This is a genomic window from Kineosporia sp. R_H_3, assembly GCF_002198675.1.
Lineage (GTDB): Bacteria > Actinomycetota > Actinomycetes > Actinomycetales > Kineosporiaceae > R-H-3.
The window spans coordinates 1-25,257 of record NZ_MWLL01000214.1; the positions used below are offsets into that span (position 1 = coordinate 1).

Genomic DNA, 25,257 nt, shown 5'->3' on the forward strand with positions numbered 1-25,257 from the left:
CGTACCAGCGGGTCGGGTCGACCACGCCGACCCCCACCGGGAGCACCGGCGTGGTCGACCCGACCCGCTGGTACGTGCTGACGAACCGCAGCACCGGCAAGGCCGCCGACGACTACCAGAGGTCGACCGCCGAGGGGGCGCCCGTCGTCCAGTGGCCGGTCAACAACGGCACCGCCCAGCAGTGGCGCTTCGTGCCCGTCACCGGCGGCTACTACACGGTGCGGTCGCGCCAGTCCGGCCGCGTGCTCGAGGTGGCCGGCGGCTCGACGGCCGACGGCGCCCGGATCGTGCAGACCGCCGACGCCGGGCGCACGAGCCAGCAGTGGCAGGTCGTCGCCGACGCCGCCGGCGTCGTGCACCTCGTCAACCGGGCCAGCGGCAAGGCCCTCGAGACCGGTTACCAGGTGTTCACGGACGGCTCCCCGGTCGACCAGTACCCGTACTGGGGCGGGCCCAACCAGCAGTGGACCCTCACGAGCGTCGGCACGGTCTGACGAACGGTTCGCCTGTCGTGGCTCATGAACGGCGAGGCTGGTGCCGGCGTCCCGGTCGTGCGGCTCTCACGCACGTCACAGGACGTCGGCCCAGCCGAGCCCGTCGACCCCGTAGGCCGCGAGGTACGCCCCGAGCAGGAAGAGAACCGTCGCGGTGAGCTCCCCCGCCGTGCGCGTCAACCAGCGGTCGACGCGGCCGAGGAGGCCGGCGACCAGCCCGTGCAGCGTGACCCGGGCCAGCAGCAGGAGGAGAGCCGGGAGCACCATGACGCCGCAGTACGCGGCGAGGGCCGCCACGCGGACGAGGGTGTCGGCGCTGCTCGCCCCGAGCGCGGCGAGCGCCCCGAGGTAGGGCACCATCGACACCGCCTCGACCGCCCCGGCCGCGACGGCGAGCCAGAGCAGCGCCCGCGGTGACGCGTCGGCGGCCACGACCCGGTCCCGCCAGCGCAGGAGCCGCTGCGGACCCGACGGGCCGTCACCGCGCCGGGCCGCGCGGCGTCGCTTGCCGGCGTCGGTGAGCGGCTCCAGCCACAGGCCGAGCGCCACGAGCAGCAGCCCGACGGCGAGGGCCGCGGCGTACCCCGGCGGGCTCGACGCGAACCGGCGCACCGGCTCGCCGACCACTGCGGCGCCCGCCAGCAGCACGAGCCCGAGCGCCAGGTAGAACCCGGCCACCGCCGCGAGGTAGACCAGCACCCGCGCGATGCGCACACGCCCCGGCGCGAGCAGCAGCCACACCGGCACGAGCAGCGTGCCGAAGCTCGTGCTGTCGACGAGGGCCAGGCCGACGAGCAGGCCGGCCAGCTCCAGCGACACCCTGCTCCCCCCGAGCGGTCGCGCCCGCCTGGTCCCTAGAGAGCCTTGACCGCGCCCAGCACCTTCGTCAGCGAGTCCTTCGCGTCACCGAAGAGCAGGCTCGTCTTCGGGTCGTAGAGCAGCTCGTTCTCGATACCGGCGAAGCCCGGGCGCATCGACCGCTTGAGGAAGATGACCTGCTGGGCGTCGGAGACCTCGAGGATCGGCATGCCGTAGATCGGCGCGCTCGGCGTCGTCTTGGCGGCCGGGTTGACGACGTCGTTGGCCCCGACGACGAGGACGACGTCCGCCGTCTTGAACTCGGGGTTGATCTCGTCCATCTCCTTGAGCGCCTCGTACGGCACGTTCGCCTCGGCGAGCAGGACGTTCATGTGCCCGGGCATCCGGCCCGCGACCGGGTGGATGCCGTAGGCGACCTCGATGCCCTTGGCCTCGAGCTGCTCGGCGAGCTCACGGATCGTGTGCTGCGCCTGGGCGACCGCGAGACCGTACCCGGGCACGACGATGACCTTGCGGGCGTAGCCGAGCAGGATCGCGACGTCGTCCGGAGTGACGCTCTTGACCGGCCGGTCCGAGATCGCGGTGGACCCCGCGGTCGAGCCGCCGCGCAGCGCGCCGAACATGACGCCGCCGACCGAGCGGCCCATGGCGGCCGCCATCTCGCGGGTGAGGATCGTGCCGGACGCCCCGACGAGCGTGCCCGCGACGAGCAGCAGCGTGTTGTGCAGGACGAAGCCGCCCGCGGCGACCGTGAGACCGGTGAACGCGTTGAGCAGCGAGATGACGATCGGCACGTCCGCGCCGCCGACGGGCAGCACGACCATGACGCCGACCGCGAGACCGAGCACGAGCAGGAGCAGCCCGAGCCAGAGCTGGCCGACCGCGAAGAGCCACACCGCGATGCCGACCGAGAAGACGAGCCCGCCGACGAGCAGCGGGGCCGCACCGGGGATGACGACCGGCCGGGTCGTCATGAGCTCCTGGAGCTTGGCGAAGGTGACGCACGAGCCGGAGAAGGAGATCGACCCGACGAGCACCGTGAACGCGACGGCCGCGAGGTTGCCGCGGTCGGACGTCGCGTCGCCGCCGGCGCCGATCGCGGCGAGCTCGAGGATCGCGACGACGGCCGCCGCGCCGCCGCCGACACCGTTGAAGAGCGCGACGAGCTGCGGCATCTGCGTCATCTGGACCTTGCGCGCCGCGGGCACGGCGAGCGCGGAGCCGACGACGATCGCCAGCAGGATGAGCGGGATGTGGTCGAGGTCGAACGCGAGGAACGTGACGAGCAGCGCGACGACCGCACCGCCCGCACCGATGAGGTTGCCGCGCCGCGCGGTCTTCGGGCCGGACAGGCCCTTGAGCGCGAGGATGAAGCAGACCGCGGCGACGAGGTAGAGGACCTCGGTCCAGCTGCCGGAGAGGACGTTCACCTCGCCCCGCCCTTCGGGTCACCGGCCGCCGGACGGCGGCCCTTGAACATCTCGAGCATCCGGTCGGTGACGACGAAGCCACCGACGAGGTTGACGGTCGCGAGGACCGTCGCGAAGAGGCCGACGGCGAGCTCGAGGCCGTTCTCGGCCTCGCCGGCGACGATGACGGCGCCGACGAGGATGATCCCGTGGATCGCGTTCGCCCCCGACATGAGCGGGGTGTGCAGGGTCGAGGAGACCTTGGAGACGACCTCGAAGCCGACGAAGACGGCGAGCACGAAGATGGCCAGCAGCGCGACACCGCTCACGCGGCACCACCTCCCGGGGTCGGGGTGCCGGTATCGCCGGACGACGCGGTGCCGTCGGGCTCGGACGGCGCGGCAGGGCTGACGGGGCCGGGCGCCGGGTCGCCGATCGCCTCGGCGGTCGGCGCGTGCCGGACGACGCCCGCGTGGGTGAGGCAGGTGCCCGCGACGACCTCGTCGTCGAAGTCGGGGACGACCTCGCCCTCCTTGGTCATGAGCAGCAGGAGGTTCGCGACGTTGCGCGCGTAGAGCCGCGAGGCGTCGACGGGCATCGTGCTCGCGGCGTCCTTCATGCCGACGAGCGTGACCCCGACCGTGCCGCTCGCCGCACCGCCGTCGCCGACGGGGACGACGACGTCGACCCCGGGCAGCGAGCCCTCGACGTTGCCGCCGGTCTCGGCCGCGAGGTCGACGACGACGCTGCCGGGCTTCATCCCGGCGAGCATCGCCGAGGTGACCAGGCGCGGCGCCGGCCGGCCCGGGATCGCCGCGGTGGTGATGACGACGTCCGCCTCGTGCAGGTACGGCGCGAGCGCGTCCTGCTGGCGCTTCGCGCGGTCCTGCGTCATCTCGCGGGCGTAGCCGCCGGTGCCCTCGACGACGTCGAGGCCCAGGTCGATGAAGGAGCCGCCCATCGACTTCACCTCGTCGGCCGAGGCGGCGCGGACGTCGTACGCGGAGACGATGCCGCCGAGCCGCTTCGCCGTCGCGATGGCCTGCAGGCCGGCGACGCCGGCACCGAGGACGAGCACCTTGGCCGGCGGCACGGTGCCGGCGGCGGTCATGAAAAGGGGGAAGAAGCGCGGCAGCCGCATCGCGGCCTCGAGCACGCAGCGGTAGCCGGCGACGAGCGCCTGGGAGGTCAGCGCGTCCATCGACTGGGCGCGCGAGATCCGCGGGACGAGCTCCATGGCGAACGAGGTGATCCGCCCGTCACGGAGCAGCTTCACGGTGTCGGCCTCGGAGGCGGGCGAGCACAGCCCGATCGTGATCGCGCCCGGCCGCAGCTTCTCGACGAGCGCCGGATGGAGCGGGCGCACGTGGAGCAGCACGTCGACGCTGGCGCCCTCGAGGGCCTGGACGACGGAGGCCCCGGCCGCGGCGTACGCGGCGTCCGTGGCGAGCGCGTGCTCGCCGGCCCCGGTCTGGACGGCGACCTCGAGCCCGGCACGCGTGAGCAGCGGGACGACGTCGGGCAGCGTGGCCACCCGTCGCTCGCCCGGGATGATCTCTGCGGGAACGACGACCTTCACGCTGCGAACCTATCGGTGAGCGGGGTCACGCAGAGGTGAGCCACGCCACCACGACGCGAGGACCGATGGTCCGATTTCAGGGCTTTGGTCCCGGGACGGGGCTCACCGGTCGGCGCGCGAAGCCTAAGGGCTCGTCAAAACCGCCACGGAGCGCGACACCTGGGCAATACCGTCGCCCCCGAAGAGCGGCGGGGGCAGCCCTTGTCGCGTGCTGAAAAGGATCCGTCACTGATGCAGCTCCCCTCCCTCGGTGCAGCCCGCGGTCGTCGCGCGGCGATCGCCGCCGCCTCCGCGCTGGCGCTCGCCGGCGGTGCAGCGACCTTCGTCGCCCTGCCGGCCGGCGCGGCCCTGCCGACGTCGTACGCGGGCAACGCGTACCCGGCGACCCTCGCCGCGCCGTCCGGCGACAAGCAGCAGAGCAAGGTCTGGCGCGCCTCGAACGCGTGGTGGGGCGTCCTCATCTCGCCCGCCAAGGGCGTCCCGACGATCCAGGAGCTGCTCGCCAACCACACGTGGCGCGACACCGGTGTCGTCGTCGACACCCGCGCCGACTCCACCGCGGACGTCTGGTACGCGGCCAACACGCTGTACACGGTCAGCCGCACGGCGACCGGCAACATCCAGTACTCGCGGTTCACGCTCAGCGCGAGCCGGGTGTGGAGCAAGGTCACCGGCTTCCCCGTGACGGTCGCGGCCGGCGGCACCGAGTCGGCGTCGCTGGCCCGTGACTCGGGCGGCACGATCTGGGCGACGTGGACCCAGGGCGCGCGGGTCTGGTACGCCAAGTCGGCCGGCACCAACGACAAGACCTGGACCAAGGCGCTGCTGCCGGTATCGGACAACACCGTCGCGGCCGACGACGTCTCCGCGATCCTCGCCTTCAACGGCAAGATCGGCATCGGCTACTCGGACCAGCAGAGCGACGCCTTCCACTTCGCGATCCACACCGACGGCGCGGCCGCCGGCACCTGGAAGCTCGAGACCCCGCTGGCCGGCGCCGACCTCGTCGACGACCACATCAGCCTCAAGGCGGTCGGCGGCGACGCGCGCGTCTTCGCCGCGGTGAAGACCTCGCTCGACGCCGCCGGTGCCGCGGACGACGCGACCCTCATCTACGTGCTGCGCCGCAACGCGGACGGCACCTGGACGAAGACCCGCGGTGCGAGCGTCGGCGACAAGGCGACCCGGGCCCAGCTCTTCCTCGACCGGGAGAACTCGCGGGCCTACCTGCTCACCTCCGGCCCGGCCACCGGCGGGACGATCTACTACAAGACGGCGCCGTTCGTCGGCATGAAGTGGGCCCGCGGCCGGGGCGCCCCCCTCATCACCGCCGCCGGGTCGGTGCTCAACGACGTGAGCGTCGCCAAGGGCTCGACGACGGGTGCCTCGGACATGGCCGCGATCGCCTCGGACACGGCGAACCACCGCTACTACCACGCGGAGATCCCGGTCCAGGCGGCCGACGAGCAGGCGCCGATCTCGCAGACGGCGATCAACTCGGCCGCGACCGGCGCCGGTGAGATCACCACGACGTGGCCGCTCGCCACGGACGACCGCGGGATCACCGCGTACGACGTCTACATGAACAACGCGAAGATCAGCACGATCACGATCACCGCGGCGAACGAGAACCTGCGCACCTTCACGTTCACCAAGACCGGCCTCGCGGCGGGCACGTACCGCTTCGCGGTCGTCGCCAAGGACGCCGCGGGCAACTCCGGGATCAAGCGGACGGCGAGCGCGGTCGTCCTCCCCTGACCGGGGCCGCCTGACAGCCGGGCCCGGGGCGAGCACAGCACCTCTGTGCCCCGCCCCGGGCCCGACCTGCTCGACGAGCGCCGGATGCCGCCCGGTGGCAGCATGATCCCTTCCGCCGGACAGCGCCCGCCAAGGACCTCCTGACCATGCCCCAGCACTCCCGAAGCGCCCCGCGGGGCCGCGGCGTCGCGATCGCGGCCGCGGTCGTCGCGCTCGTCGTCGCCGCGGGGGCCGCCGTGTACCTGGGGCTGCCGTCGCTGCGGGCGCTGCAGGAGCGCAGGGTCTTCCCGGCGGCCACGGCCCCGGCGACGGCCGGCGGACCGGCGCCGTCCGTGGCTCCGCTGGTCCCCGCGACGCAGGCGCCGGCGTCCTTCGCCGGCCAGCGCTACGCGGCGCGGCTGCCCGCCCCGAGCGGTGACAAGCCGCAGAGCAAGGTGTGGCGGGCGGACGGCGCCTGGTGGGCGGTGCTGGTCTCGGCGAAGAAGAAGGTGCCGACCGTCCACGAGCTGCGTGACGACCACACCTGGCGCGACACCGGCACGGTCGTCGACGCCCGGGCGGACTCCACCGCCGACGTGCTCTTCGAGAAGAACGCGCTCTACGTCGTGAGCCGGACCCTCACCGGCGCCATCACGTACGCCCGCTTCCGGTACACCCCGGCGAAGCGCTCCTACGTCAGGGCCGACGGCTTCCCCGCGACGGTGGCGACCGGCGGCGCCGAGTCGGCGTCCCTCGCGCGGGACACGACGGGGACCGTCTGGGCGACGTACACCCAGGGCGGGCGGGTCTGGTTCGCGCGGGCCGGCCCCGAGGACGACACCGCGTGGTCCCGGGCGCTGCTCCGGGTGCCCGACAACACCGTCGGCGCGGACGACGTGTCGGCGATCGTGGCCTTCGACGGCAAGGTCGGCATCGCGTGGTCGGACCAGGGCGACTGGGCGTTCCGGTTCGCCGTCCACGTCGACGGCGACGCCCCCGGCACGTGGAAGGTCGAGACGCCGCTGTCGGGCGAGGGCATGGTCGACGACCACATCAACCTCAAGGCCGTCGCCGGCGACGGCCGCGTGTTCGCCGCGGTGAAGACCTCGCAGGACCTCGTCGGCGCCGGCGACGAGGCGCCGGGGATGTACGTGCTGCGCCGGGACCCCGACGGCACGTGGGAGAAGGCCGTCGTCGGCCTCGTCGGCGACCGGCTGACCCGCCCCCAGCTCCTCCTCGACCGGGAGAGCTCCCGGGTGTACCTGTTCGAGGGTGCACCGACCACCGGCGGCACCATCTACTACAAGTCGTCGCCGTTCGACGGCCTGAAGTTCGCCACCGGTCGCGGGGCACCCTTCATCAAGGCCCCGGCCGGGGCGGCGATCAACGACGTGAGCACGACGAAGGGTTCGACGACCCCCGCGGTGGGCGCGGTCGCGATCGCGGTCGACACGACCGGGCACCGCTACTTCCACGGCGAGCTGCCGATCACCGCGGACGACATCCAGCCGCCGCTCGCGCAGACGCAGATCACCTCCTCGCCGACGGCCGAGGGGGCGATCACGACCACGTGGCTGCCGGCGACCGACGACCGCGGCGTCGTCGCCTACGACGTCTACATGAACGGCGTCGTCGTCGAGACGATCGACGTCACGGCGCAGAACGAGAACACCCGGCAGTGGTCGTTCACGTCGCCCACCCTCACACCCGGCACCTACCAGTTCGCGATCGAGGCCAGGGACGCCGCCGGCAACACCGCTCCCCGGCGCACGGCCAAGCAGGTCGTCGTCGTCCCCTGACCGTCGGCGCCAGCACCCCCGTTCGGCCGAGGTCCGGGTCGGGTGTTCGACCGAGGGTCTCGGGGGAACCTGTCCCCTGCGTCCCGACCTGTCCCTACGCTCGTCCCCCTGAGCGCCCGGGGGCGGGCGCGGGACAGGGGCCAGCGGTGAAGGACGGAACGACCACCGGCACGAGGACCGGAGCGACGGACGTCAGGCGGGCGCTGCTGCGGCTGCCGCGGATGCGCCGGACGGCGGCGGTCGCGGTGACCGCCGTCGCGCTCACGGTGGGCGGGGCCGGCTGGGCCGCCCTGCCGGCGGCGGCGGCCGGCACCCCCGTCACGTACGCCGACCACACCTACCCGTCGACGGTGACCGCACCGACGGCGGACAAGCCGCAGAGCAAGGTCTGGCGCAACGACAACGCCTGGTGGTCGGTGCTCATCTCGGCGTCCGCGGGCATCCCGACGATCCACGAGCTGCGCAGCGACCACACGTGGCGGGACACCGGCGTCGCGATCGACACCCGCGCGAGCAGCACCGCCGACACCGAGTCGTTCGGCAGCCAGCTCTACGTCGCGAGCCGGGCGTCCGGCTCGAACCTGCTCTTCTCCCGGTTCACGTACGTGCCGGGCTCGCGGACCTACGCCCGCGACAGCGGTTTCCCGGTGACCATCGCGACCGGCGGCTCGGAGTCGCTGACGATCGCCCGGGACACGGTCGGCACCGTCTGGGCGACGTGGACCCGCGGCTCCCGCGTCTACCTCGCGCACACGACGACGTCCGACACGGCGTGGACCGCGGGCACGACCGTCCCGGTCCCGGACACGACGCTGTCCTCGGACGACATCTCCGGCATCGTGTCCTTCAACCGGTCGGTCGGGATCATGTGGTCCGACCAGCAGAGCGTCGCGGTCCGGTTCGCCATCCACGACGACGGCGACCCCGACACCGCCTGGCGCGTCGAGACGCCGCTGTCCGGCGGCCTCCTCGCCGACGACCACATCAACCTCAAGTCGCTCGTGGACGACGTCCAGGGCCGGGTCTTCGCCGCGGTGAAGACCTCGAAGACGGCGAGCGGGGACGCGATCATCCTCGTGCTCAAGCGGACGAGCAGCGGCACCTGGACGTCGACGACCGGCGCCACCAAGGCGACCGGCGCCACCCGGCCGCAGATCGTCCTCGACTCCGAGCACAGCGTGCTCTACCTGCTCATGACCGCCCCCGAGGCCGGCGGCACGATCTACTACAAGTCCTCGCCGCTGTCGTCGCTGTCGTTCGCGTCGGGCCGGGGCAGCGTCTTCATGCAGGCCTCGGGCGCCAAGCTCAACAACGTCAGCACGACGCGTGACCCGGTGACGAGCGCGACCGGGCTCGTCGCCATCGCCTCGGACGACGCGAACAAGCGGTACTACCACACCGAGATGTCGCTGGCGGACGGCGGCGGGGGCGGCGACACGACGCCGCCGACGGCGCCGGGCGACGTCGCGGCGAGCGCCTCGGCCCCGACGGCGGTCGACGTCACATGGACCGCCTCGACCGACGCGGTCGGCGTCTCCCGGTACGAGGTGCTGCGCAACGGCACCCAGATCGGCACGACGACGACGCTCGCGTACACCGACACGACCGCCGCGCCGTCGACGACGTACACGTACGGCGTCCGGGCCCGTGACGCCGCGGGCAACGTCTCCACGGCCACTTCGGCCGCGCCCGTGACGACCCCGGCCGACCCGAACCCGCCGCCCACGGGCAGCGTGGCCTTCCGCTCGGGCTCGACGTTCTCCACCGCGGGCGCGACCGCGCTGACCGTCGCGAAGCCGGCCGGTCTCGCCGCGGGTGATGTCGTCCTCGCGACGGTCTCGTCGCGCGGCGCACCGAAGATCACCGCACCGGCGGGCTGGACGCTCGTGGGCAGCACGCCGAACTCGACGACGATGGTCCAGGCGGTCTACAGCCACGTCGCAGGCGCGTCGGAGCCGGCGTCGTGGACGTGGACGCTGTCGAAGACGCAGGTCGCCGTCGTCCAGCTCGACGCGTACTCGGGCGTCAGCACGACGACCCCGGTCCGGTCGTTCGCCGGCCAGGCCAACGCGAGCGGGGCCACGATCACGACGCCGGCCGCGGCCGCGACCGCGGGCGACCTCGCCGTGGCGCTCTTCGGCACCGGCCGGGCGTCGGCGATCACGCCGCAGGCCGGGCTCGTGGAGCGCACCGAGGTGATCAGCTCGACCGGGTCGACGAAGGTCTCCGGCGCCGCCGCCGACCGCGCGGTCACGACGACCGGCACGGTCGGCCCGTTCACGGCGACGACCCCGACGGGGTCGGCCGCGAACGTCGGGCAGACCGTCGTCCTCCGGGCGGCCTGAGCCGTACGCACCGGTCGACGGATGCCCCGTGGCGATCGCCACGGGGCATCCGTAGATCGGACGGTATCGACCCAAGTTAGTAACAATACGTAGACAACACATCTACCTTCGGTAACGAGGTGCGCCCGGGGCCCGGGCGCCACGACCGAAGGCTGTTCATGCATCCCGTCACACGCACGATCCTCGGGACGGTCACCGCCGTCGCGATCGCGTCCGCCGGCGCCGGCTGGGCGGCGGCGCCCGCCGCGGCCGCCGGCCTGCCGACCACCTACGCCGGCCCGACGTTCCCCGCGACCGTCGTCGCGCCGTCCGCCGACAAGCAGCAGAGCAAGGTCTGGCGCGCCGACGGTGCCTGGTGGGCCGTCATGGCCGACACCGCGACCGGCACGCCGACGATCCACGAGCTGCTCGGCGACCACACCTGGCGCGACACCGGGATCGCGATCGACACCCGCGCGAACAGCACCGCGGACGTCGAGACGATCGGCACGACGCTCTACGCCGCGAGCCGGACGGCGACCGGCGACCTGCTCTTCAGCCGCTTCACGTACAGCGCCGGCAGCCGGACGTACGTCAAGGACTCCGGCTACCCGGTGACGATCGCGAGCGGCGGCACCGAGTCGCTGTCCATCGCCCGCGACTCCGCCGGGACGATGTGGGCGACGTGGACGAAGAGCTCTCGGGTCCTCTACGCCTACACGACCTCCTCCGACGCCGCCTGGTCGGTCCCGGACTTCGTGCCGTCGACCGACACGACGGTCGCCGCCGACGACGTCTCCGGCATCGTCGCGTTCAACGGCCATGTCGGGATCATGTGGTCCGACCAGCAGAGCTCGGCGTTCCGCTTCGCCGTCCACACCGACGGCCAGGCCGCGGGGACGTGGGCCACCGAGACCCCGCTGTCGGGCACCGGCATCGCCGACGACCACATCAGCCTCAAGGCGGTGACGAACGACTCCCTCGGCCGGGTCTTCGTCGCGCTGAAGACGAGCAACGACGTCGTCACCAAGGTGCCGACCGACCCGCTCGTCGTCGTCCTCAAGCGCGAGAGCAACGGGACGTGGCAGACCGCGACCGGGGCGACCGTCGCCGACGGCGCGACCCGGCCGCAGGTCGTCATCGACTCCGAGCACTCCCTGCTCTACCTGCTCATGACGGCGCCGGTCTCGGGCGGGGCGATCTACTACAAGACCTCGCCGCTGGCCTCGCTGACGTTCGGCGGCGGCCGGGGCGCGGTGTTCATGAAGGCCTCGGGCGCCAAGCTCAACAACATCAGCACGACCAAGGACCCGGTGGCCTCGCCGAGCGGGCTCGTCGCGATCGCCGCGGACGACACCGCGCACCGTTACTACCACGCCGAGATGCCGCTCGCCCCGGCCGGCGACCACCAGCCGCCGACGAACCCCGCCTCGGTGACGTCGACCGTCATGTCGGCGACCTCGGTGCAGTCGTCCTGGCCGGCCGGCACGGACGACGTCAAGGTCGTCTCGTACGACGTCTACCGGGACGGCGACCCCATCGGCACCACGACGAGCCTGAGCTACACCGACACCACCGCCGTCGGCGGGACGACGTACCGGTACGGCGTCCGGTCGGTCGACGCGGCGGGCAACGTGTCGTCCCTGCGGCAGGGCGCCCCCGTGACGACGCCCAAGGTGGGCGGCTCGGTCGTCGTGCACGGCACCGCCAAGGCGGCCACCGCCGGTGCGACCGGCATCACGGTCATCCGCCCGACCACCGTCGTGGCGAACGACATCATGGTCGTCGCCGTGACGGTGCGGACCCTGCCGACGCTCACCGCCCCCTCGGGGTGGACCCGCGTCGTCCAGACCGACAACGGGACGGCGCTGCGGCAGGCGGTGTACTGGAAGAAGGCGGGCGCCTCCGAGCCCGCGTCCTACCGGTGGACGTTCTCGGCCTCGCGGGCCGGCACCGTCCAGCTCGTCGCCTACAAGGGGCTCAGCACGACGGCCCCCGTGCGTGCGGCCGCCGGCAAGGCGAACGCCTCCTCGGCGACGAGCACCGCGCCCGCCGTGGCGTCGGCCGCCGGTGACCGGGTGCTCACGGTCTTCGGGACCGCCCGCACGGGGGCGATCACGCCGATGGCCGGGCTCACCGAGCGGACCGAGGCGACCGTCCCGACCGGGACGACGCTCACGGCCGAGACCTCCGACAAGCAGATCGCGACGACGGGAGGCGTCGGGCCGTTCACGGCGACGACGTCGACCGGTGCTGCCGTGAGCATCGGCCACACCCTGTCGCTGCGCTGGGCCTGACCGCCGCAGGGCGCCGTCGCACCCGGCACGACCGCACCATCGGACGCCGGTCCGAGGCACCGCCTCGGGCCGGCGTCCGGCCGTCCGGGGCCGTCCACGCAGTGGGACAAGTGCCTTAAGGGGACCTCAAGCCGACAGAACTGGTGCAGCAGGCAGCCATAAAGCCCTTGTTAATTCTGCCGTTCACCCCTGTTCAGGGGTTCCCATCCGCTAATGCACCCCCCTAGGTTCGGGCCCGCCCAGGAGGCGCGGATCAAGGTCCCGCCCACCGACGTACCCGGCGACCTGCCGGGTGCCAGACGCTCGGAGCGAGATGCACGGGGAAGCTCGCCATCTGTCCGCCACGACCGCTGCCGGCCCGACCGCCGACAGCGCCGGTGCCGCCCGGAACGACTGCGACACAAGCACGATCATGAGCACGAGCGCCCCCCGGACCCTCCGGGCGCAGAGCGCAAGCCGCCGTTCGGGGAACCCCCGATCGGCCGCACGCAGGAGCCCGGTGCAGCGCTCCGGTAGCCCGAAGGGGTCATCTGCGAACGCTTCCCGGCAGGACTCCTCAAGACGCCGACCCGGCCGTCGAAACACCGGCCAGCGTGCTCCCTTCGCGTTATTCGAGGTGATCTTCGTGCGTCCGCGTCATCGTGTCCGGCCTGCAGGCAGGCTCCGCCGCACGGCAGTCGTCATGGCTGTCGGAGCAACGATCTCGGGCGGGCTGATCGCCGCCGACCTCCACCCCGCGAGCGCCGCGGTCACGTACGTCGTGTCCCCGGGCGGCAGCGACGCGGCGAGCGGCTCGGAGGGCGCGCCGTGGCGCACCCTCGGGGCCTCCTTCAAGAAGCTGCGGCCGGGCGACCGGCTCGTCGTCAAGGGGGGCACCTACGCCGAGCAGGTGAAGGTCACCCCGGTCAAGGGCACCGCGTCCGAGCCGATCACGGTCGTCGCGGCCCCCGGTGAGCGGCCCGTCGTCCAGGGCCTGCTCTGGCTCAAGGGCGCCGACTACTGGACCCTCGACGGGATCAACGTCACCTGGGGCCCGAAGAACACGAGCAGCCAGCACATGGTGAAGATGACCGGCGGCGTCGGCTGGCGGATCACGAACGCCGAGATCTGGGGCGCCCGCTCCTACGCCGGTCTGCTCGTCGCCGGGACCCCGAGCAAGTGGATGGTCGACCACAACTACATCCACGACACGTACAAGAGCAACGGCACCAACCAGGACCACCTGATCTACGTCAACGGCAGCATGGGCGGCGGGATCATCGAGCGGAACCTGCTGGCGCGCAGCGCGAACGGCCGCGGGCTGAAGATCGGTCCGCCGTCCGGCAGCAGCGCCCCGATCGGCAACGTCGTCGTCCGGTACAACACGTTCTACGACAACACCGGCCCGTCGAACCTGCAGCTGTCGTACGGCGCGAGCAGCGTCTCGATCTACCGGAACGTCTTCGACACGTCCGGCAAGGGCAAGCCGAACATCACGACGTACAACCTGTCCGGCAGCGGCAACGTCGCCAAGGACAACGTCGGCTGGCACTCGGACGGCGTCCTCGAGCCGACCAAGGGCCTCGCCGACGGCGGCGGCAACGTCATGGCCGACCCCGGCACCACGGTGACCTCGGCCGGTGTGGTGAAGACGGCGTCCCTGTCGGGCTACGGGCTGACGGCGACCGCCGGCTGACCCGGACCGCGCACCGCCACGACGACCGCGCCGGTCGGCCGGGATCCTCCGGCCGGCCGGCGCGGTCGTCCTGCGACGGGTGTCACCCGGCAGCCGCCCGCGCACCACTTCCCGCCGGCTGACCCGTGCGTCAGGATGAGCGCCGTGACGAACGAGACCGTCGCCCGGGTCGGGCGCGAGCAGCACGTCTTCGCCTTCGGGCCGGACCTGCGGCCGGTGCTCGAGGTCGACCCCGGGTCCGTCGTCCGGCTCGACCTCAACGACTGCTACTTCGGTCAGGTCCGCAGCGAGGCCGACACCCCCGACACCCTCGACGACGCGCTGATCAACGCCGCGACCGGGCCGGTCGCGGTCCGCGGGGCGATGCCCGGTGACACCCTCGTCGTCGACCTGCTCGAGATCACGACCGGTCCGCAGGGGGCCGCGACACTCATGCCGGGCCGCGGCCAGCTCGGGCACCTCCTCGAGAAGCCGACGACCCGGATCCTCACGGTCGAGGGCGGCACCGTGCGGCTGGGCGACCACGTGACGTTCCCGGCCCGGCCGATGGTCGGCGTCATCGGGGTCGCGACCGGTGGCGAGGTCGCCCCGACCCTCGACGCCGGCCCGCACGGCGGCAACCTCGACGACAACCTCAACGCCGCCGGGTCGAGCGTGCTGCTGCCCGTCCGGCAGCCGGGGGCGATGCTCGCGATCGGCGACATGCACGCCGCGATGGGCGACGGCGAGGTGAGCGGCACCGGCGTCGAGATCGACGGCACGGTGCTCGTGCGCGTCGACGTGCTCCGCGGCGTGCAGGCGCACTGGCCGGTCACGGTGACCCCGACGCACTGGGTCACCCACGGCACCGCGGTCGAGGACCTCACCGCTGCCGTCGACGCGGCCTGCCAGGAGGCCGGGCGGCTGCTCGTCGACGAGTGGGGCTTCAGCGTCGAGGACGCGTTCGTGTTCCTCTCCGTCGCGTGCGACGCGGGCATCGCGCAGGCCGTGCACCCGTGCCCCGGCACGGTCATCGCCAAGGTCAAGGTGCCCCGCGTCGACGCCTGCCCGCTGCCGTTCCGCCCGCGCTGACCTGCTGACGAAAGTCTCTGCCCCCGCAACGCCTCCCGACAGGAGATCGACGCCACGATGACGACCACCACCGAGGGCCGCCTCACCTGGACGACCGACGACCGGGACGTCGAGACCTGGTACCGCGTGTACGGCGACCTCGACCCGGCCGCCGCCCTGACCCCGCTCGTCATCCTCCACGGCGGACCGGGGGCGGCGTCGAACTACGTCGAGCCGATCGCCGACCTCGTCGCCCAGACCGGCCGCGCGTGCGTGCTCTACGACCAGGTCGGCTGCGGGAAGTCGCAGCACCTCCCCGACGCCCCGGTCGGGTTCTGGACGCCGCAGCTCTTCAAGGACGAGATCGCCGCGATCACCACGCACCTCGGCATCGCCGACCGCTACATGGTCATCGGCCAGTCGTGGGGCGGCATGCTCGGCATGGAGCACGCCCTCGACCACCCCGCCGGGCTGCGGGCGCTCGTCGTCGCCGACTCTCCGTCGTCCATGCGGCTGTGGGTCGAGGAGGCGAACACCCTTCGCGCGGCCCTGCCGCCGGGCGTCGACGAGACGCTCAAGAAGCACGAGGACGCCGGCACGACGGACACCGCCGAGTACGAGGAGGCGATGAACGTCTTCTACGACAAGCACGTCTGCCGGGTGCCGCAGCCGCAGTGCGTCAAGGACTCCTTCGCCCAGATCGGCGACGACCCGACGGTCTACTTCACGATGAACGGCCCGAGCGAGTTCCACTGCATCGGCACCCTGAAGACCTGGGACATCACCGAGCGGCTCACCGAGGTCGACGTCCCCACGCTGCTCGTCTCCGGCGCCCACGACGAGGCCACCCCACGGATCGTCGGCGAGATCCACGACCGGATCCCCGGCTCGCGCTGGGAGCTCTTCGCGTACTCCAGCCACATGCCGCACGTCGAGGAGCCCGCGAAGTTCAAGGAGGTCGTGAGCCGCTTCCTCGGCGAGCACGACCGGCTCTGAGCCGCGCCCTCGCGCGGCTCCTCAGCCGTCGAGCAGTGCCCGGACGCCGGTGACGACGGCCCGGCCGACGAGACCCAGAAGCCCGGCCGCCGTCGCGAGACCCACGAGGACGTTCGTGATGCGCCACACCGGGGACACGTCCGCGTCGGCCCGCTCCGGGTGCTGCGGGTCGAAGCGGACGCGGACGGGCGTGCCGACCGGCGACGCCTGAGCCGCGCGGCCGAAGCGCAGCAGCCTCACGACGTGCTGCCGGCCGGTGTGGTCGCGGAAGGTGGCCTCCCAGCGCTGGACGCCCCCGTCGTGCTCGTCCTCGACCCGGACGAGGCGGCTCAGGGCCCCGGTCGTGGTCCGGCCCCTCGCCGTGAGGATCAGCTCGTCGCGCGCCCCGCCCAGCGCCGCCACGATCACCTGCCGCAGGACGTACGCGGCCGCCGCGCAGAAGAGCAGGACGACGAGCCAGGTCGCTGCCCCGGCCGCACCGGGCAGCCAGATCGGGGCCGAGAGCACCGCGAGGAGCACGAGCAGGACGAGCCAGAACCGCACCCGCAGGGGCCGCCGGCCCGGCGCCGCCCCCGGAGCGTCCACGTGATCACGATAGGCCGCCGGCGCCGCGTGCGACCAGCCCCACCGGGCGCCGCTAGGGTCGGCCGGGTGTCCTCCCCGTCCGCGCACCCCGGTCGTCGTCGGAGCCTGGTCCGGGCCGCCCGGCTCGCCTACGGCGCCCTCGCCGTCGCGGACGTCCTGCTGTCCGCGTCCGCGTCGCCGGGCGCGGCCCGCGCCCGGAAGGTGACCAAGCCGCTGCTCATGCCGGCGCTCATGGTCGGCCGCAGCGCCCCCACGCGACGGGCACTCGCGCTGTCCGGTGCCGGTGACGTCGCCCTCCTCGGCTCGTCGGACGCCGCGTTCACCGCCGGGCTCGGCGCCTTCCTCGCCGGCCAGGTCGCCTGGGTCCGTGCCCTGCACGGGCGCGGCGGCGGCCTGCTCGCCCGGCGCCCGGCGGTCGCCGTCCCGTACGTCGTCGCAGCCGTCGGCCTCAACGCCTACCTCTGGCGCCGCGCCGGCAAGGACCGGCTCCCGCTCGCCGCCTACAGCGCCGCGCTCACCTCGATGGCGCTCGCCGCCGCCGACACCGGCGACCCGCTCACCGCCGCCGGCGGCGCGCTCTTCATGGCCTCCGACGGGCTCATCGCGCTCGACCGGTTCGGCGGCGTCCGGCTGCCCGCCCAGGACGCCTGGGTGATGGGCACGTACACCGCGGCGCAGGCGCTGCTCGCGCGCGACTGACCCGGGGGCCGCGGACCACCCGGGCGCAGGACGTCGTCCGGACGACTCGACCCGTGGGCATCGCGCGCAGGCACGCGTGGCGGGTGTCATTCGTACGCAGACGACAAATTTCCGGTTTGAACCGTCGGTGTCCCGGGTTACGGTCGAAGAGATGCCTCCTTCATCTCCCGCCGCAGCCGGGCCTCTCGCCTCGCTGTGGCGTATGCGCCTGTACGCCCGCCCTTACGCCGGTCAGATGCTCGTCATGCTCGCGACCGCCCTGCTCGCCGTCGCCGCCGCCATCTCGATCCCGCTCGTCATCCGTCGCATCGTCGACGGGCCCGTGACCCACGGCGACCGCTCCGCGCTGCTGCCGCTGGCCGCGCTCGCGCTCGTCCTCGGCGTCGTCGAGGCGTCGCTGAACTTCACCCGCCGCTGGATCCAGGGCACGTCGACGCTCGGCATGGAGCGCGACATCCGGGACGTGCTCTACCGGCACCTGCAGTCGCTGCCACCCGCGTTCCACGACCGGTGGCTCTCCGGCCAGCTGCTGTCCCGGCTCACGAGCGACCTGTCCGCCGTCCGCCGGTTCTTCGGCTTCGGGCTGATCTTCCTCGTCGCGAACGTCGCGACCTTCGCCGCGATCTGCACGCTGCTCGTGCGGATCGACGTGTTCCTGGGGCTCGTCGTCACCGCCTCGCTCGTGCCGATCGGGTTCCTCTGCGCGCGCTTCCACCACCAGTTCTCCGGGGTGTCCCGCCGGGTGCAGGACCAGACCGGCGACCTCGCCTCGCGGGTCGAGGAGGCCGCCCAGGGGATCCGCGTCGTCAAGGCATTCGGCCGCCGCCGGCACATCGTGGACCAGTACACGGCGGACAGCACCGAGGTCCGTGGCACCCAGCTGGAGAAGGTCCGGATCCGGGCCGGCTTCGCCTCGGTGCTCGACGTCATCCCGAACGCGACCCTCGGCGTCGTCCTCGTGCTCGGGGCGCTGGCCGTCGGGAGCGGCCGGATCAGCCTCGGCGACCTCGTCGCCTTCATCACCCTCGCGCTGCAGCTCGTCTGGCCGGTCGAGGCCCTGGGCTTCATCCTCGCCTCGGCCCAGGAGGCCGGGACGGCGGCCCAGCGGGTCTTCGAGGTGCTCGACACCGAGCCCGAGATCGCGAGCCCGGCGGTGCCGGTCCCGCTCACCGGCCCGGACGGCGGCCCGCCGGTCGGGCGGGTGCGCTTCGAGGGCGTCGGCTACCGGTTCCCCGGGTCCGACCGCGACGTCCTGCACGACATCGACCTCGAGCTCGAGCCCGGTGAGACCCTCGCCCTCGTCGGCACGAGCGGTTCGGGCAAGACGACGCTCGCGATGCTCCTGCCCCGGCTCGCGGACGCGACGCGCGGCCGGGTGACGATCGACGGGCACGACGTCCGCGACGTCGCCCTGCCCGACCTGCGCACCGTCGTCGCGACCGCGTTCGAGGAGCCGATCCTGTTCTCCGCGAGCGTCCGGGAGAACGTCACCCTCGGCCGCCCGGACGCCACCGACGCCGACGTCGAGGCCGCCCTCGACCTCGCCCAGGCGCGCTTCGCCCACGACCTGCCCTGGGGGCTCGACACCCGGGTCGGCGAGCAGGGGATGTCGCTGTCCGGCGGGCAGCGGCAGCGGCTCGCGCTGGCCCGCGCCGTGCTCGGCCGCCCGCGCGTCCTCGTGCTCGACGACCCGCTCTCGGCGCTCGACGTCGAGACCGAGGCGCTCGTCGAGGAGGCGCTGCGCCGGGTGCTCGCCGCGACGACCGCGGTCGTCGTCGTCCACCGGCCCTCGACGGTCGCGCTCGCCGACCGGGTCGCGTTCCTGCGCGACGGCACCGTCGAGGCGGTCGGCACGCACGCCGACCTCATGGCGACGAACCACGCCTACGCCGAGGTCATGGGCGACCCGGCGACGGTCGTCGTCCCCGGTCAGTCCCGGCGCGAGGAGGTGCGGCGATGAGCGCCCCCACGAAGGCACCGAGCGGAGCCGACTGGCGCGGCGTCGCCGCCGAGCACACCGAGAACGTCTCCTCGACGGTCGCCGGCCTGCTCCGCGGCCGCAGCCGCCGGCTCCTCGGCAGCCTGCTCGCCCCGCACCGGCGCACGCTCTGGGTCGTCCTCGGGCTCGTCGTCGTGCAGAACCTCGCCTCGCTCGCGGGCCCGTACCTCATCGGGGCCGGCATCGACCGGGGCATCCCGCCGCTGCTGCGCGGCGAGGGCGGCGGCACGCTGGCGGTCGTCGGTGTCGCGTTCGCCGTCGCGACCGGCCTGCAGGTGCTCACCCAGCGCACCTTCATGCTCCTCACCGGGCGGATCGGGCAGGACGTCGTCCTCGACCTGCGGACCCGGGTCTTCGAGCACTTCCAGCGGCTGTCGATGGCGTTCCACGAGGACTACACCTCGGGGCGGGTCATCTCGCGGCAGACCTCCGACGTCGACGCGATCTCGGAGTTCCTCGACGGCGGCGTGGACGCCGTCGTCCGGGCGCTGCTGTCGATCGTCGGGATCGGCGTGACGATGCTGCTGCTCGACGTGCCGCTCGCCATCGTCGGGCTCGCGTCGTTCGTGCCGCTCTTCGCGCTCACCCTGTGGTTCCGTCGGGAGTCGGCGACGGCGTACCGCACGACCCGCGAGGCGGTCGCGATGGTCATCGTCCAGATCGTCGAGACCCTCACCGGGATCCGGGCCGTCCAGGCGTTCCGCCGCGAGCCGCGCAACGAGGAGATCTTCGCGGCGCTCAACGAGCGGTACCGGGCCGCGAGCCAGAAGTCGTTCTCGCTCATGGCGGTCTACGGCCCCGGGATGAAGCTCATCTCCAACGTGACGATCGCGCTCATCCTCTTCTACGGCGGCACCCGGGTGCTCGACGGCGAGCTCGGGGTCGGCGTCCTCACGGCGTTCCTGCTCTACCTGCGCCGCTTCTTCGACCCGCTCCAGGACCTCGCCCAGTTCTTCAACGCGCTGCAGTCGGCGACGGCGGCGCTCGAGAAGCTGAGCGGCGTCCTCGAGGAGGCCCCCTCGGTGCCGGACGCCGAGCGGCCGCGCGCGCTGCCCGCGCCGCGGGGCGCCGTCCGGTTCGACGCCGTGAGCTTCGGCTACAAGGAGAAGGTCGTGCTCCCCGGCCTCGACCTCCACGTGCCGGCGGGGCAGACCGTCGCGCTCGTCGGGGCGACCGGCGCGGGCAAGACGACGATCGCCCGGCTGCTCGGCCGGTTCTACGACCCGGTCGAGGGCCGGGTGCTCCTCGACGGCGTCGACCTGCGCGAGGTCGAGGAGCACGACCTGCACCGGGCCGTCGTCACGGTGACGCAGGAGAGCTTCCTGTTCTCCGGCTCCGTCGCGGACAACATCGCGTTCGGCCGGCCTGGTGCGAGCCGCGGCGACATCGAGGAGGCGGCCCGCCGGATCGGGGCCCACGAGTTCATCGCGGCGCTGCCCGAGGGCTACGACACCGACGTCCGCAAGCGCGGCGGGCGCCTCTCCGCGGGCCAGCGCCAGCTCGTGTCGTTCGCCCGGGCGTTCCTCGCCGACCCGGCGGTGCTCGTGCTCGACGAGGCGACGTCGTCCCTCGACATCCCGCACGAGCGGCTCGTGCAGTCGGCGCTGCGGACGATCCTCGCCGACCGGACGGCGCTCATCATCGCCCACCGGCTCTCGACCGTGGAGATCGCCGACCGGGTGCTCGTGCTCTCCGACGGCCGCGTCGTCGAGGACGGCCCGCCGCACGAGCTCGCTGCCGGCACCGGCCCCTACGCGCGGCTGCACCACGCGTGGCGGCAGTCGCTGCACCGCACGGGCGCCGCCTAGACCTCCTCAGGCGACGGCCAACGGGTGGTGGCAGGCGACGTTGCGGCCGGGCGCCAGCTCGACGAGCGGCGGGCGCTCGGTGCGGCAGACGTCGGTCGCGAAGGTGCAGCGCGGCGCGAACGGGCAGCCCGGCGGCTTGTCGATCGGGCTCGGGACGTCGCCGGAGAGCACGATCCGCTCCCGCTGCGCCCGGCCGGAGCCGTCGTCGATCTCCGGGACGGCGGACAGCAGCGCCTGCGTGTACGGGTGCAGCGGTGCCGCGAAGACCGCCTCGGCCCCGCCGAGCTCGACGAGCTCGCCGAGGTACATGACGCCGATCCGGTCCGAGACGTGCCGGACGACGCCGAGGTCGTGCGCGATGAAGACGTACGTGAGCCCGAACTCCTCCTGGAGGTCCTCGAGGAGGTTGAGCACCTGGGCCTGGATCGAGACGTCGAGCGCCGAGACCGGCTCGTCGGCGACGATGATCTTCGGGTCGAGGGCGAGCGCCCGGGCGATCCCGATCCGCTGCCGCTGGCCGCCGGAGAACTCGTGCGGGTAGCGCTCGAAGAGCGCGCTGTCGAAGCCGACGACCTCGAGCAGCTCGCGGGCCCGGCGCCGGATCGTCGCGTCGTCGCCGGTCCGGTGGATCCGCATCGGCTCCTCGACGATCGCGGCGGCGCGCCGGCGCGGGTTGAGCGAGGCGTACGGGTCCTGGAAGACCATCTGCAGGCCCTTGCGGTACGGCCGCAGCCGGCGCCGGGACAGGTGCGTGATGTCGGTGCCGTCGAACTCGACGCTGCCCGACGTGAGGTCGGTGAGCCGGACGAGGCAGCGGCCGAGCGTGGACTTGCCGCAGCCGGACTCCCCGACCAGCCCGAGCGTCTCGCCCGTGCGGACGTCGAGCGAGACGCCGTCCACCGCCGTGACGACCTGGCGCGCGGCGCCGATCCCGGTCCGCACCGGGAAGTGCTTGACGACGTCCTTGGCCGAGAGCAGCACGTCGCTCACGAGCGGGCCTCCTCGGCGGCGGTGTCGGCGGAGGACCGCAGGTCGGCGCGCCCTTCCGGGTCGAGCCAGCAGGCGTCGGCGTGGTCGGACCCGGCCCGCGGCACGAGCGGCGGCTGCTCGCCGCACGCGGCATGCGCGAACCGGCAGCGCGGCGAGAAGCGGCACCCGGGCGGCGCCGCGAGCGGCGAGATCGGCGCCCCCGGGATCGCTGCGAGACGTCTGGTCCGCGGCCGGTCGGTGCGCGGGATCGAGCCGAGCAGCCCCCACGTGTACGGGTGCTGCGGGCGGCCGAAGACGTCGGACCGGGCGCCGACCTCGGCGACCCGGCCGCCGTAGAGCACGAGCACCCGGTCGGAGACCTGCGAGACGACGCCCATGTCGTGGGTGATGAGCACGACGGACGACCCGTGGTCACGGCGCAGCCGCTCCATGAGCTGGAGGATCTGGGCCTGGATCGTCACGTCGAGCGCCGTCGTCGGCTCGTCGGCGATGAGCAGCGCCGGGTTGCACGCCAGCGCCATCGCGATGACGACGCGCTGCCGCATGCCGCCGGAGAACTGGTGCGGGTAGGCGTCGACGCGCGACTCGGGGTTGGGGATGCCCACCTCGCGGAGCAGGTCGACGGCCCGGGCCCGGGCCGCCTTCTTCGACACCTTCTCGTGGGCCTGGATCGCCTCGGCGATGTGCCAGCCCGCGGTGTAGACCGGCGTGAGGGCGGTCATCGGGTCCTGGAAGATCATCGCGATCTCCCGGCCGCGGACGGCGCGCATCTCGCCGTCCGACAGACCGAGCAGGTCGCGGCCGCGGAAGGCGACCTCGCCCTCGATCGTCACGTTCGGGTCGGTGAGCAGCCGCATGACCGCCAGGCACGTCACGGACTTGCCCGACCCGGACTCCCCGACGATGCCGAGCACCTGACCGGGCCCGACGGAGAACGAGACGCCGTCGACGGCGGTGACGAGCCCCTGCCGGGTGCGGAACCGCACGCGCAGGTCGCGGACCTCGAGCAGCGGCTCAGGCATGACGCACCCTCGGGTCGAGCCACGCGTAGAGGAGGTCGACGATCGCGTTGGCGAGGACGACGAAGAACGCGGCGTAGATGACGGTGGCCAGGATGACCGGGAGGTCGAAGTTCTGCAGGGCGTTGTAGGTGAGCTTGCCGACGCCCTGCAGCCCGAAGACGACCTCGGTGAGCAGTGCGGAGCCGCCGACGAGGGCGCCGAAGTCGAGCCCGAAGAGGCTGACGACCGGGATGAGGCTCGTGCGCAGCGCGTGCCGGACGAGGATCCGCCGCTCGCTGACCCCCTTGGCACGCGCCGTCCGGACGAAGTCCTCGCCGAGTGCGGTGACCATCTCGCCGCGGAGCACGCGGGCGTAGATGCCGGCGTAGAGCACGGCGAGGGTGAGCCACGGGAAGAGCAGGTGCAGCGCCCACTGCCCGACGCCGTCCGAGAGCGGCGCGTACCCGAGCGGCGGGACCCAGCTGAACACGCTCTCGTGCAACCGGTTCTGGGTCACGAGGTTGACCACCTCGCCGACCCAGTACACCGGCAGCGAGACCCCGACGACGCCGAGCAGCATGATGACCGGGTCGACCCAGGTGCCCCGGTAGCGCGCGGACAGCGCACCCATGAGGATGCCGACGGTCATCCAGATGACCGCCGAGCCGATGACGAGCGACAGCGTCACGGGGATCGCCTGCGTCACCTGCGGGAGCACCTCGGCGCCGCGGTTGACGAACGACGTGAGGTCCCGGTCGACGAACAGCCGCTTCATCATGAGGACGTACTGCACCCAGATCGGCCGGTCGAGACCGAAGGACGCCCGCACCTGGGCGAGCGTCTCCTGGCTCGCGTTGCGGCCGGCGATCCGTGCGGCCGGGTCCGCACCCGGGGTCGCGAAGAAGATGAGGAACACCAGGACGCTGATCGAGAACAGCACGAACACCATGGACGCCAGGCGGCGCAGCGCGAACCGGCCCATCTAGACGGCCCCCCGCAGCTTGGCCTTCGGGTCGAGCGCGTCCCGGACGCCGTCGCCGAGCAGGTTGAGCGCGACCGCGGTGACCGCGATGGCCGCGCCCGGCGCGATGGCGACGGCCGGCCGGGTGTAGAGCAGCCCGAGGCCGTCGTTGATGATCGTGCCCCAGGACGCGTCCGGCGGCTGGACACCGATGGACAGGAACGACAGCGCCGACTCGGTGAGCATGTTGATGCTCGTCATGAGCGGCAGGAAGACGATGACGGTCGGGAGCACGTTGGGCAGCACCTCGCGCACGAGGATCCGCAGGTCCGACGCGCCCGCACCCACCGAGGACTGGATGAACTCCTTCTCCCGCAACGACATCACCTGCCCGCGCAGCGGCCGGGCGACGTACGGCACGTAGATCAGCCCGATGATGAAGACCGGCAGCGCGAGGCTGCCCGCGTCGATCGTCACCGGCCCGAGCGTCACACCGCTCGTCAGCAGCACCACCGAGAGGCAGATCGCGAGCAGGTACACCGGGAACGCCCACAGCACGTCGAGCACGCGCGAGAGCACCCCGTCGACGACCCCGCCGAAGTAGCCCGCGGACACCCCGACGAGCACGGCGAGGGCGCAGCACAGCAGCGCCGAGACGGCGCCGATGAACAGGGAGTTGCGGCCGCCGTAGAGCAGCCGGGCGGCGACGTCCCGGCCCTGCGGGTCCGCGCCGAGCAGGTAGTGCGCCGGGTCGCCGGTCGGGCCGATCGGGGTGACGCCGAGCCCGAGGCCGCCGGCCTCGGCCTGCATGACGGGCACCTCCTGCCCGTCGACGACCGTCGTGCCGTTGACGTTGCTCGTGAAGGCGTCGGTGCCCGCGATGCTCTTCTCGTAGACCGGGGCGAGCAGGCAGGCGGCGACGACGAGGAGCAGGACGACGGCCGAGCCCATGGCGACGCGGTCGCGCCGCAGGTGCCGCAGCGCCGTCCGCCAGGGGCCCGTCGCCGGCACGGGCCCGGACGCCGGTTGCCCGGC

The 25,257-nt window shown here is 73.1% G+C and carries 20 protein-coding genes; 11 read left to right on the forward strand and 9 right to left on the reverse strand.

Features of this window, described 5'->3' with window-relative positions:
• A partial coding sequence (locus tag ECOMGDLI_RS26940; protein ID WP_233153647.1) for an RICIN domain-containing protein occupies positions 1–494 on the forward strand: 494 nt, incomplete at its 5' end.
• Between the two features lie 75 nt (positions 495–569).
• Here ECOMGDLI_RS26940 and ECOMGDLI_RS26945 read toward each other — a convergent pair.
• The 4 genes from ECOMGDLI_RS26945 to ECOMGDLI_RS26960 are packed head-to-tail and all read right to left on the reverse strand — an operon-like array spanning position 570 to position 4,301.
• Positions 570–1,313 (reverse strand): GAP family protein, encoded by a 744-nt coding sequence (locus tag ECOMGDLI_RS26945; protein ID WP_088319927.1) that lies wholly within the window; start codon positions 1,311–1,313, stop codon positions 570–572.
• Between the two features lie 35 nt (positions 1,314–1,348).
• A complete protein-coding gene (locus ECOMGDLI_RS26950; protein ID WP_088319928.1) occupies positions 1,349–2,743 on the reverse strand; it encodes an NAD(P)(+) transhydrogenase (Re/Si-specific) subunit beta in 1,395 nt (464 codons plus the stop codon).
• A complete protein-coding gene (locus ECOMGDLI_RS26955) occupies positions 2,740–3,051 on the reverse strand; it encodes an NAD(P) transhydrogenase subunit alpha (protein ID WP_088284122.1) in 312 nt (103 codons plus the stop codon). Before ECOMGDLI_RS26955 ends, ECOMGDLI_RS26950 begins: the two co-directional genes overlap by 4 nt.
• Entirely contained in the window at positions 3,048–4,301 is a 1,254-nt protein-coding gene (locus ECOMGDLI_RS26960; RefSeq protein ID WP_088319929.1) for an NAD(P) transhydrogenase subunit alpha, read from the reverse strand. The genes ECOMGDLI_RS26955 and ECOMGDLI_RS26960 overlap by 4 nt, the downstream gene beginning before the upstream one ends.
• A 231-nt stretch (positions 4,302–4,532) precedes the next feature.
• Between ECOMGDLI_RS26960 and ECOMGDLI_RS26965 the strand changes: the two genes are divergently transcribed.
• From ECOMGDLI_RS26965 to ECOMGDLI_RS26995, 7 genes are all read left to right on the forward strand, one after another.
• Positions 4,533–6,059, forward strand: a complete 1,527-nt coding sequence (locus ECOMGDLI_RS26965; protein ID WP_088319930.1) for a hypothetical protein — start codon at positions 4,533–4,535, stop codon at positions 6,057–6,059.
• Positions 6,060–6,205: 146 nt separating this feature from the next.
• Positions 6,206–7,837, forward strand: a complete 1,632-nt coding sequence (locus ECOMGDLI_RS26970) for an Ig-like domain-containing protein (RefSeq protein WP_088319931.1) — start codon at positions 6,206–6,208, stop codon at positions 7,835–7,837.
• Positions 7,838–7,983: 146 nt separating this feature from the next.
• Positions 7,984–10,182 (forward strand): hypothetical protein, encoded by a 2,199-nt coding sequence (locus ECOMGDLI_RS26975; RefSeq protein ID WP_088319932.1) that lies wholly within the window; start codon positions 7,984–7,986, stop codon positions 10,180–10,182.
• A 158-nt stretch (positions 10,183–10,340) separates the two neighbouring features.
• Positions 10,341–12,458: a hypothetical protein gene (locus ECOMGDLI_RS26980; protein WP_088319933.1), complete on the forward strand. Its 2,118-nt coding sequence runs from the start codon at positions 10,341–10,343 to the stop codon at positions 12,456–12,458.
• A 682-nt stretch (positions 12,459–13,140) separates the two neighbouring features.
• Entirely contained in the window at positions 13,141–14,133 is a 993-nt protein-coding gene (locus ECOMGDLI_RS26985; RefSeq protein WP_088319934.1) for a hypothetical protein, read from the forward strand.
• A 144-nt stretch (positions 14,134–14,277) separates the two neighbouring features.
• Positions 14,278–15,204 (forward strand): acetamidase/formamidase family protein, encoded by a 927-nt coding sequence (locus tag ECOMGDLI_RS26990; protein ID WP_088319935.1) that lies wholly within the window; start codon positions 14,278–14,280, stop codon positions 15,202–15,204.
• Positions 15,205–15,261: 57 nt separating this feature from the next.
• Positions 15,262–16,179, forward strand: a complete 918-nt coding sequence (locus ECOMGDLI_RS26995; RefSeq protein WP_088319936.1) for a proline iminopeptidase-family hydrolase — start codon at positions 15,262–15,264, stop codon at positions 16,177–16,179.
• A 21-nt stretch (positions 16,180–16,200) separates the two neighbouring features.
• Here the strand turns inward: ECOMGDLI_RS26995 and ECOMGDLI_RS27000 are convergent, their stop codons facing one another.
• A complete protein-coding gene (locus tag ECOMGDLI_RS27000) occupies positions 16,201–16,764 on the reverse strand; it encodes a DUF3592 domain-containing protein (RefSeq protein WP_088319937.1) in 564 nt (187 codons plus the stop codon).
• Between the two features lie 66 nt (positions 16,765–16,830).
• On the opposite strand from ECOMGDLI_RS27000, the gene ECOMGDLI_RS27005 reads away from it, so the two are divergent.
• The 3 genes from ECOMGDLI_RS27005 to ECOMGDLI_RS27015 all read left to right on the forward strand — a co-directional run bounded on the left by ECOMGDLI_RS27005 (position 16,831) and on the right by ECOMGDLI_RS27015 (position 21,270).
• Positions 16,831–17,463 (forward strand): lysoplasmalogenase, encoded by a 633-nt coding sequence (locus tag ECOMGDLI_RS27005; protein WP_088319938.1) that lies wholly within the window; start codon positions 16,831–16,833, stop codon positions 17,461–17,463.
• Between the two features lie 202 nt (positions 17,464–17,665).
• Entirely contained in the window at positions 17,666–19,423 is a 1,758-nt protein-coding gene (locus ECOMGDLI_RS27010; protein ID WP_088319939.1) for an ABC transporter ATP-binding protein, read from the forward strand.
• The gene (locus ECOMGDLI_RS27015; protein WP_088319940.1) at positions 19,420–21,270 is read left to right on the forward strand and encodes an ABC transporter ATP-binding protein; all 1,851 of its coding nucleotides are present in this window, start codon (positions 19,420–19,422) and stop codon (positions 21,268–21,270) included. The genes ECOMGDLI_RS27010 and ECOMGDLI_RS27015 overlap by 4 nt, the downstream gene beginning before the upstream one ends.
• A gap of 6 nt (positions 21,271–21,276) precedes the next feature.
• Here ECOMGDLI_RS27015 and ECOMGDLI_RS27020 read toward each other — a convergent pair whose 3' ends face one another.
• Genes ECOMGDLI_RS27020 through ECOMGDLI_RS35550 form a run of 4 tightly spaced genes read right to left on the reverse strand, consistent with a single transcriptional unit; the run spans position 21,277 to position 25,173 of the window.
• On the reverse strand, positions 21,277–22,251 hold the full coding sequence (locus tag ECOMGDLI_RS27020) for a dipeptide ABC transporter ATP-binding protein (RefSeq protein ID WP_088319947.1): 975 nt from the start codon (positions 22,249–22,251) through the stop codon (positions 21,277–21,279).
• Between the two features lie 5 nt (positions 22,252–22,256).
• Complete coding sequence (locus tag ECOMGDLI_RS27025; RefSeq protein ID WP_088319941.1) at positions 22,257–23,282, reverse strand: ABC transporter ATP-binding protein; 1,026 nt, start codon at positions 23,280–23,282, stop codon at positions 22,257–22,259.
• Positions 23,275–24,243, reverse strand: a complete 969-nt coding sequence (locus ECOMGDLI_RS35545; protein ID WP_198955214.1) for an ABC transporter permease — start codon at positions 24,241–24,243, stop codon at positions 23,275–23,277. Before ECOMGDLI_RS35545 ends, ECOMGDLI_RS27025 begins: the two co-directional genes overlap by 8 nt.
• A complete protein-coding gene (locus ECOMGDLI_RS35550) occupies positions 24,244–25,173 on the reverse strand; it encodes an ABC transporter permease (protein ID WP_369812796.1) in 930 nt (309 codons plus the stop codon). It abuts the gene before it with no gap.
• Positions 25,174–25,257: the final 84 nt, after the last annotated feature.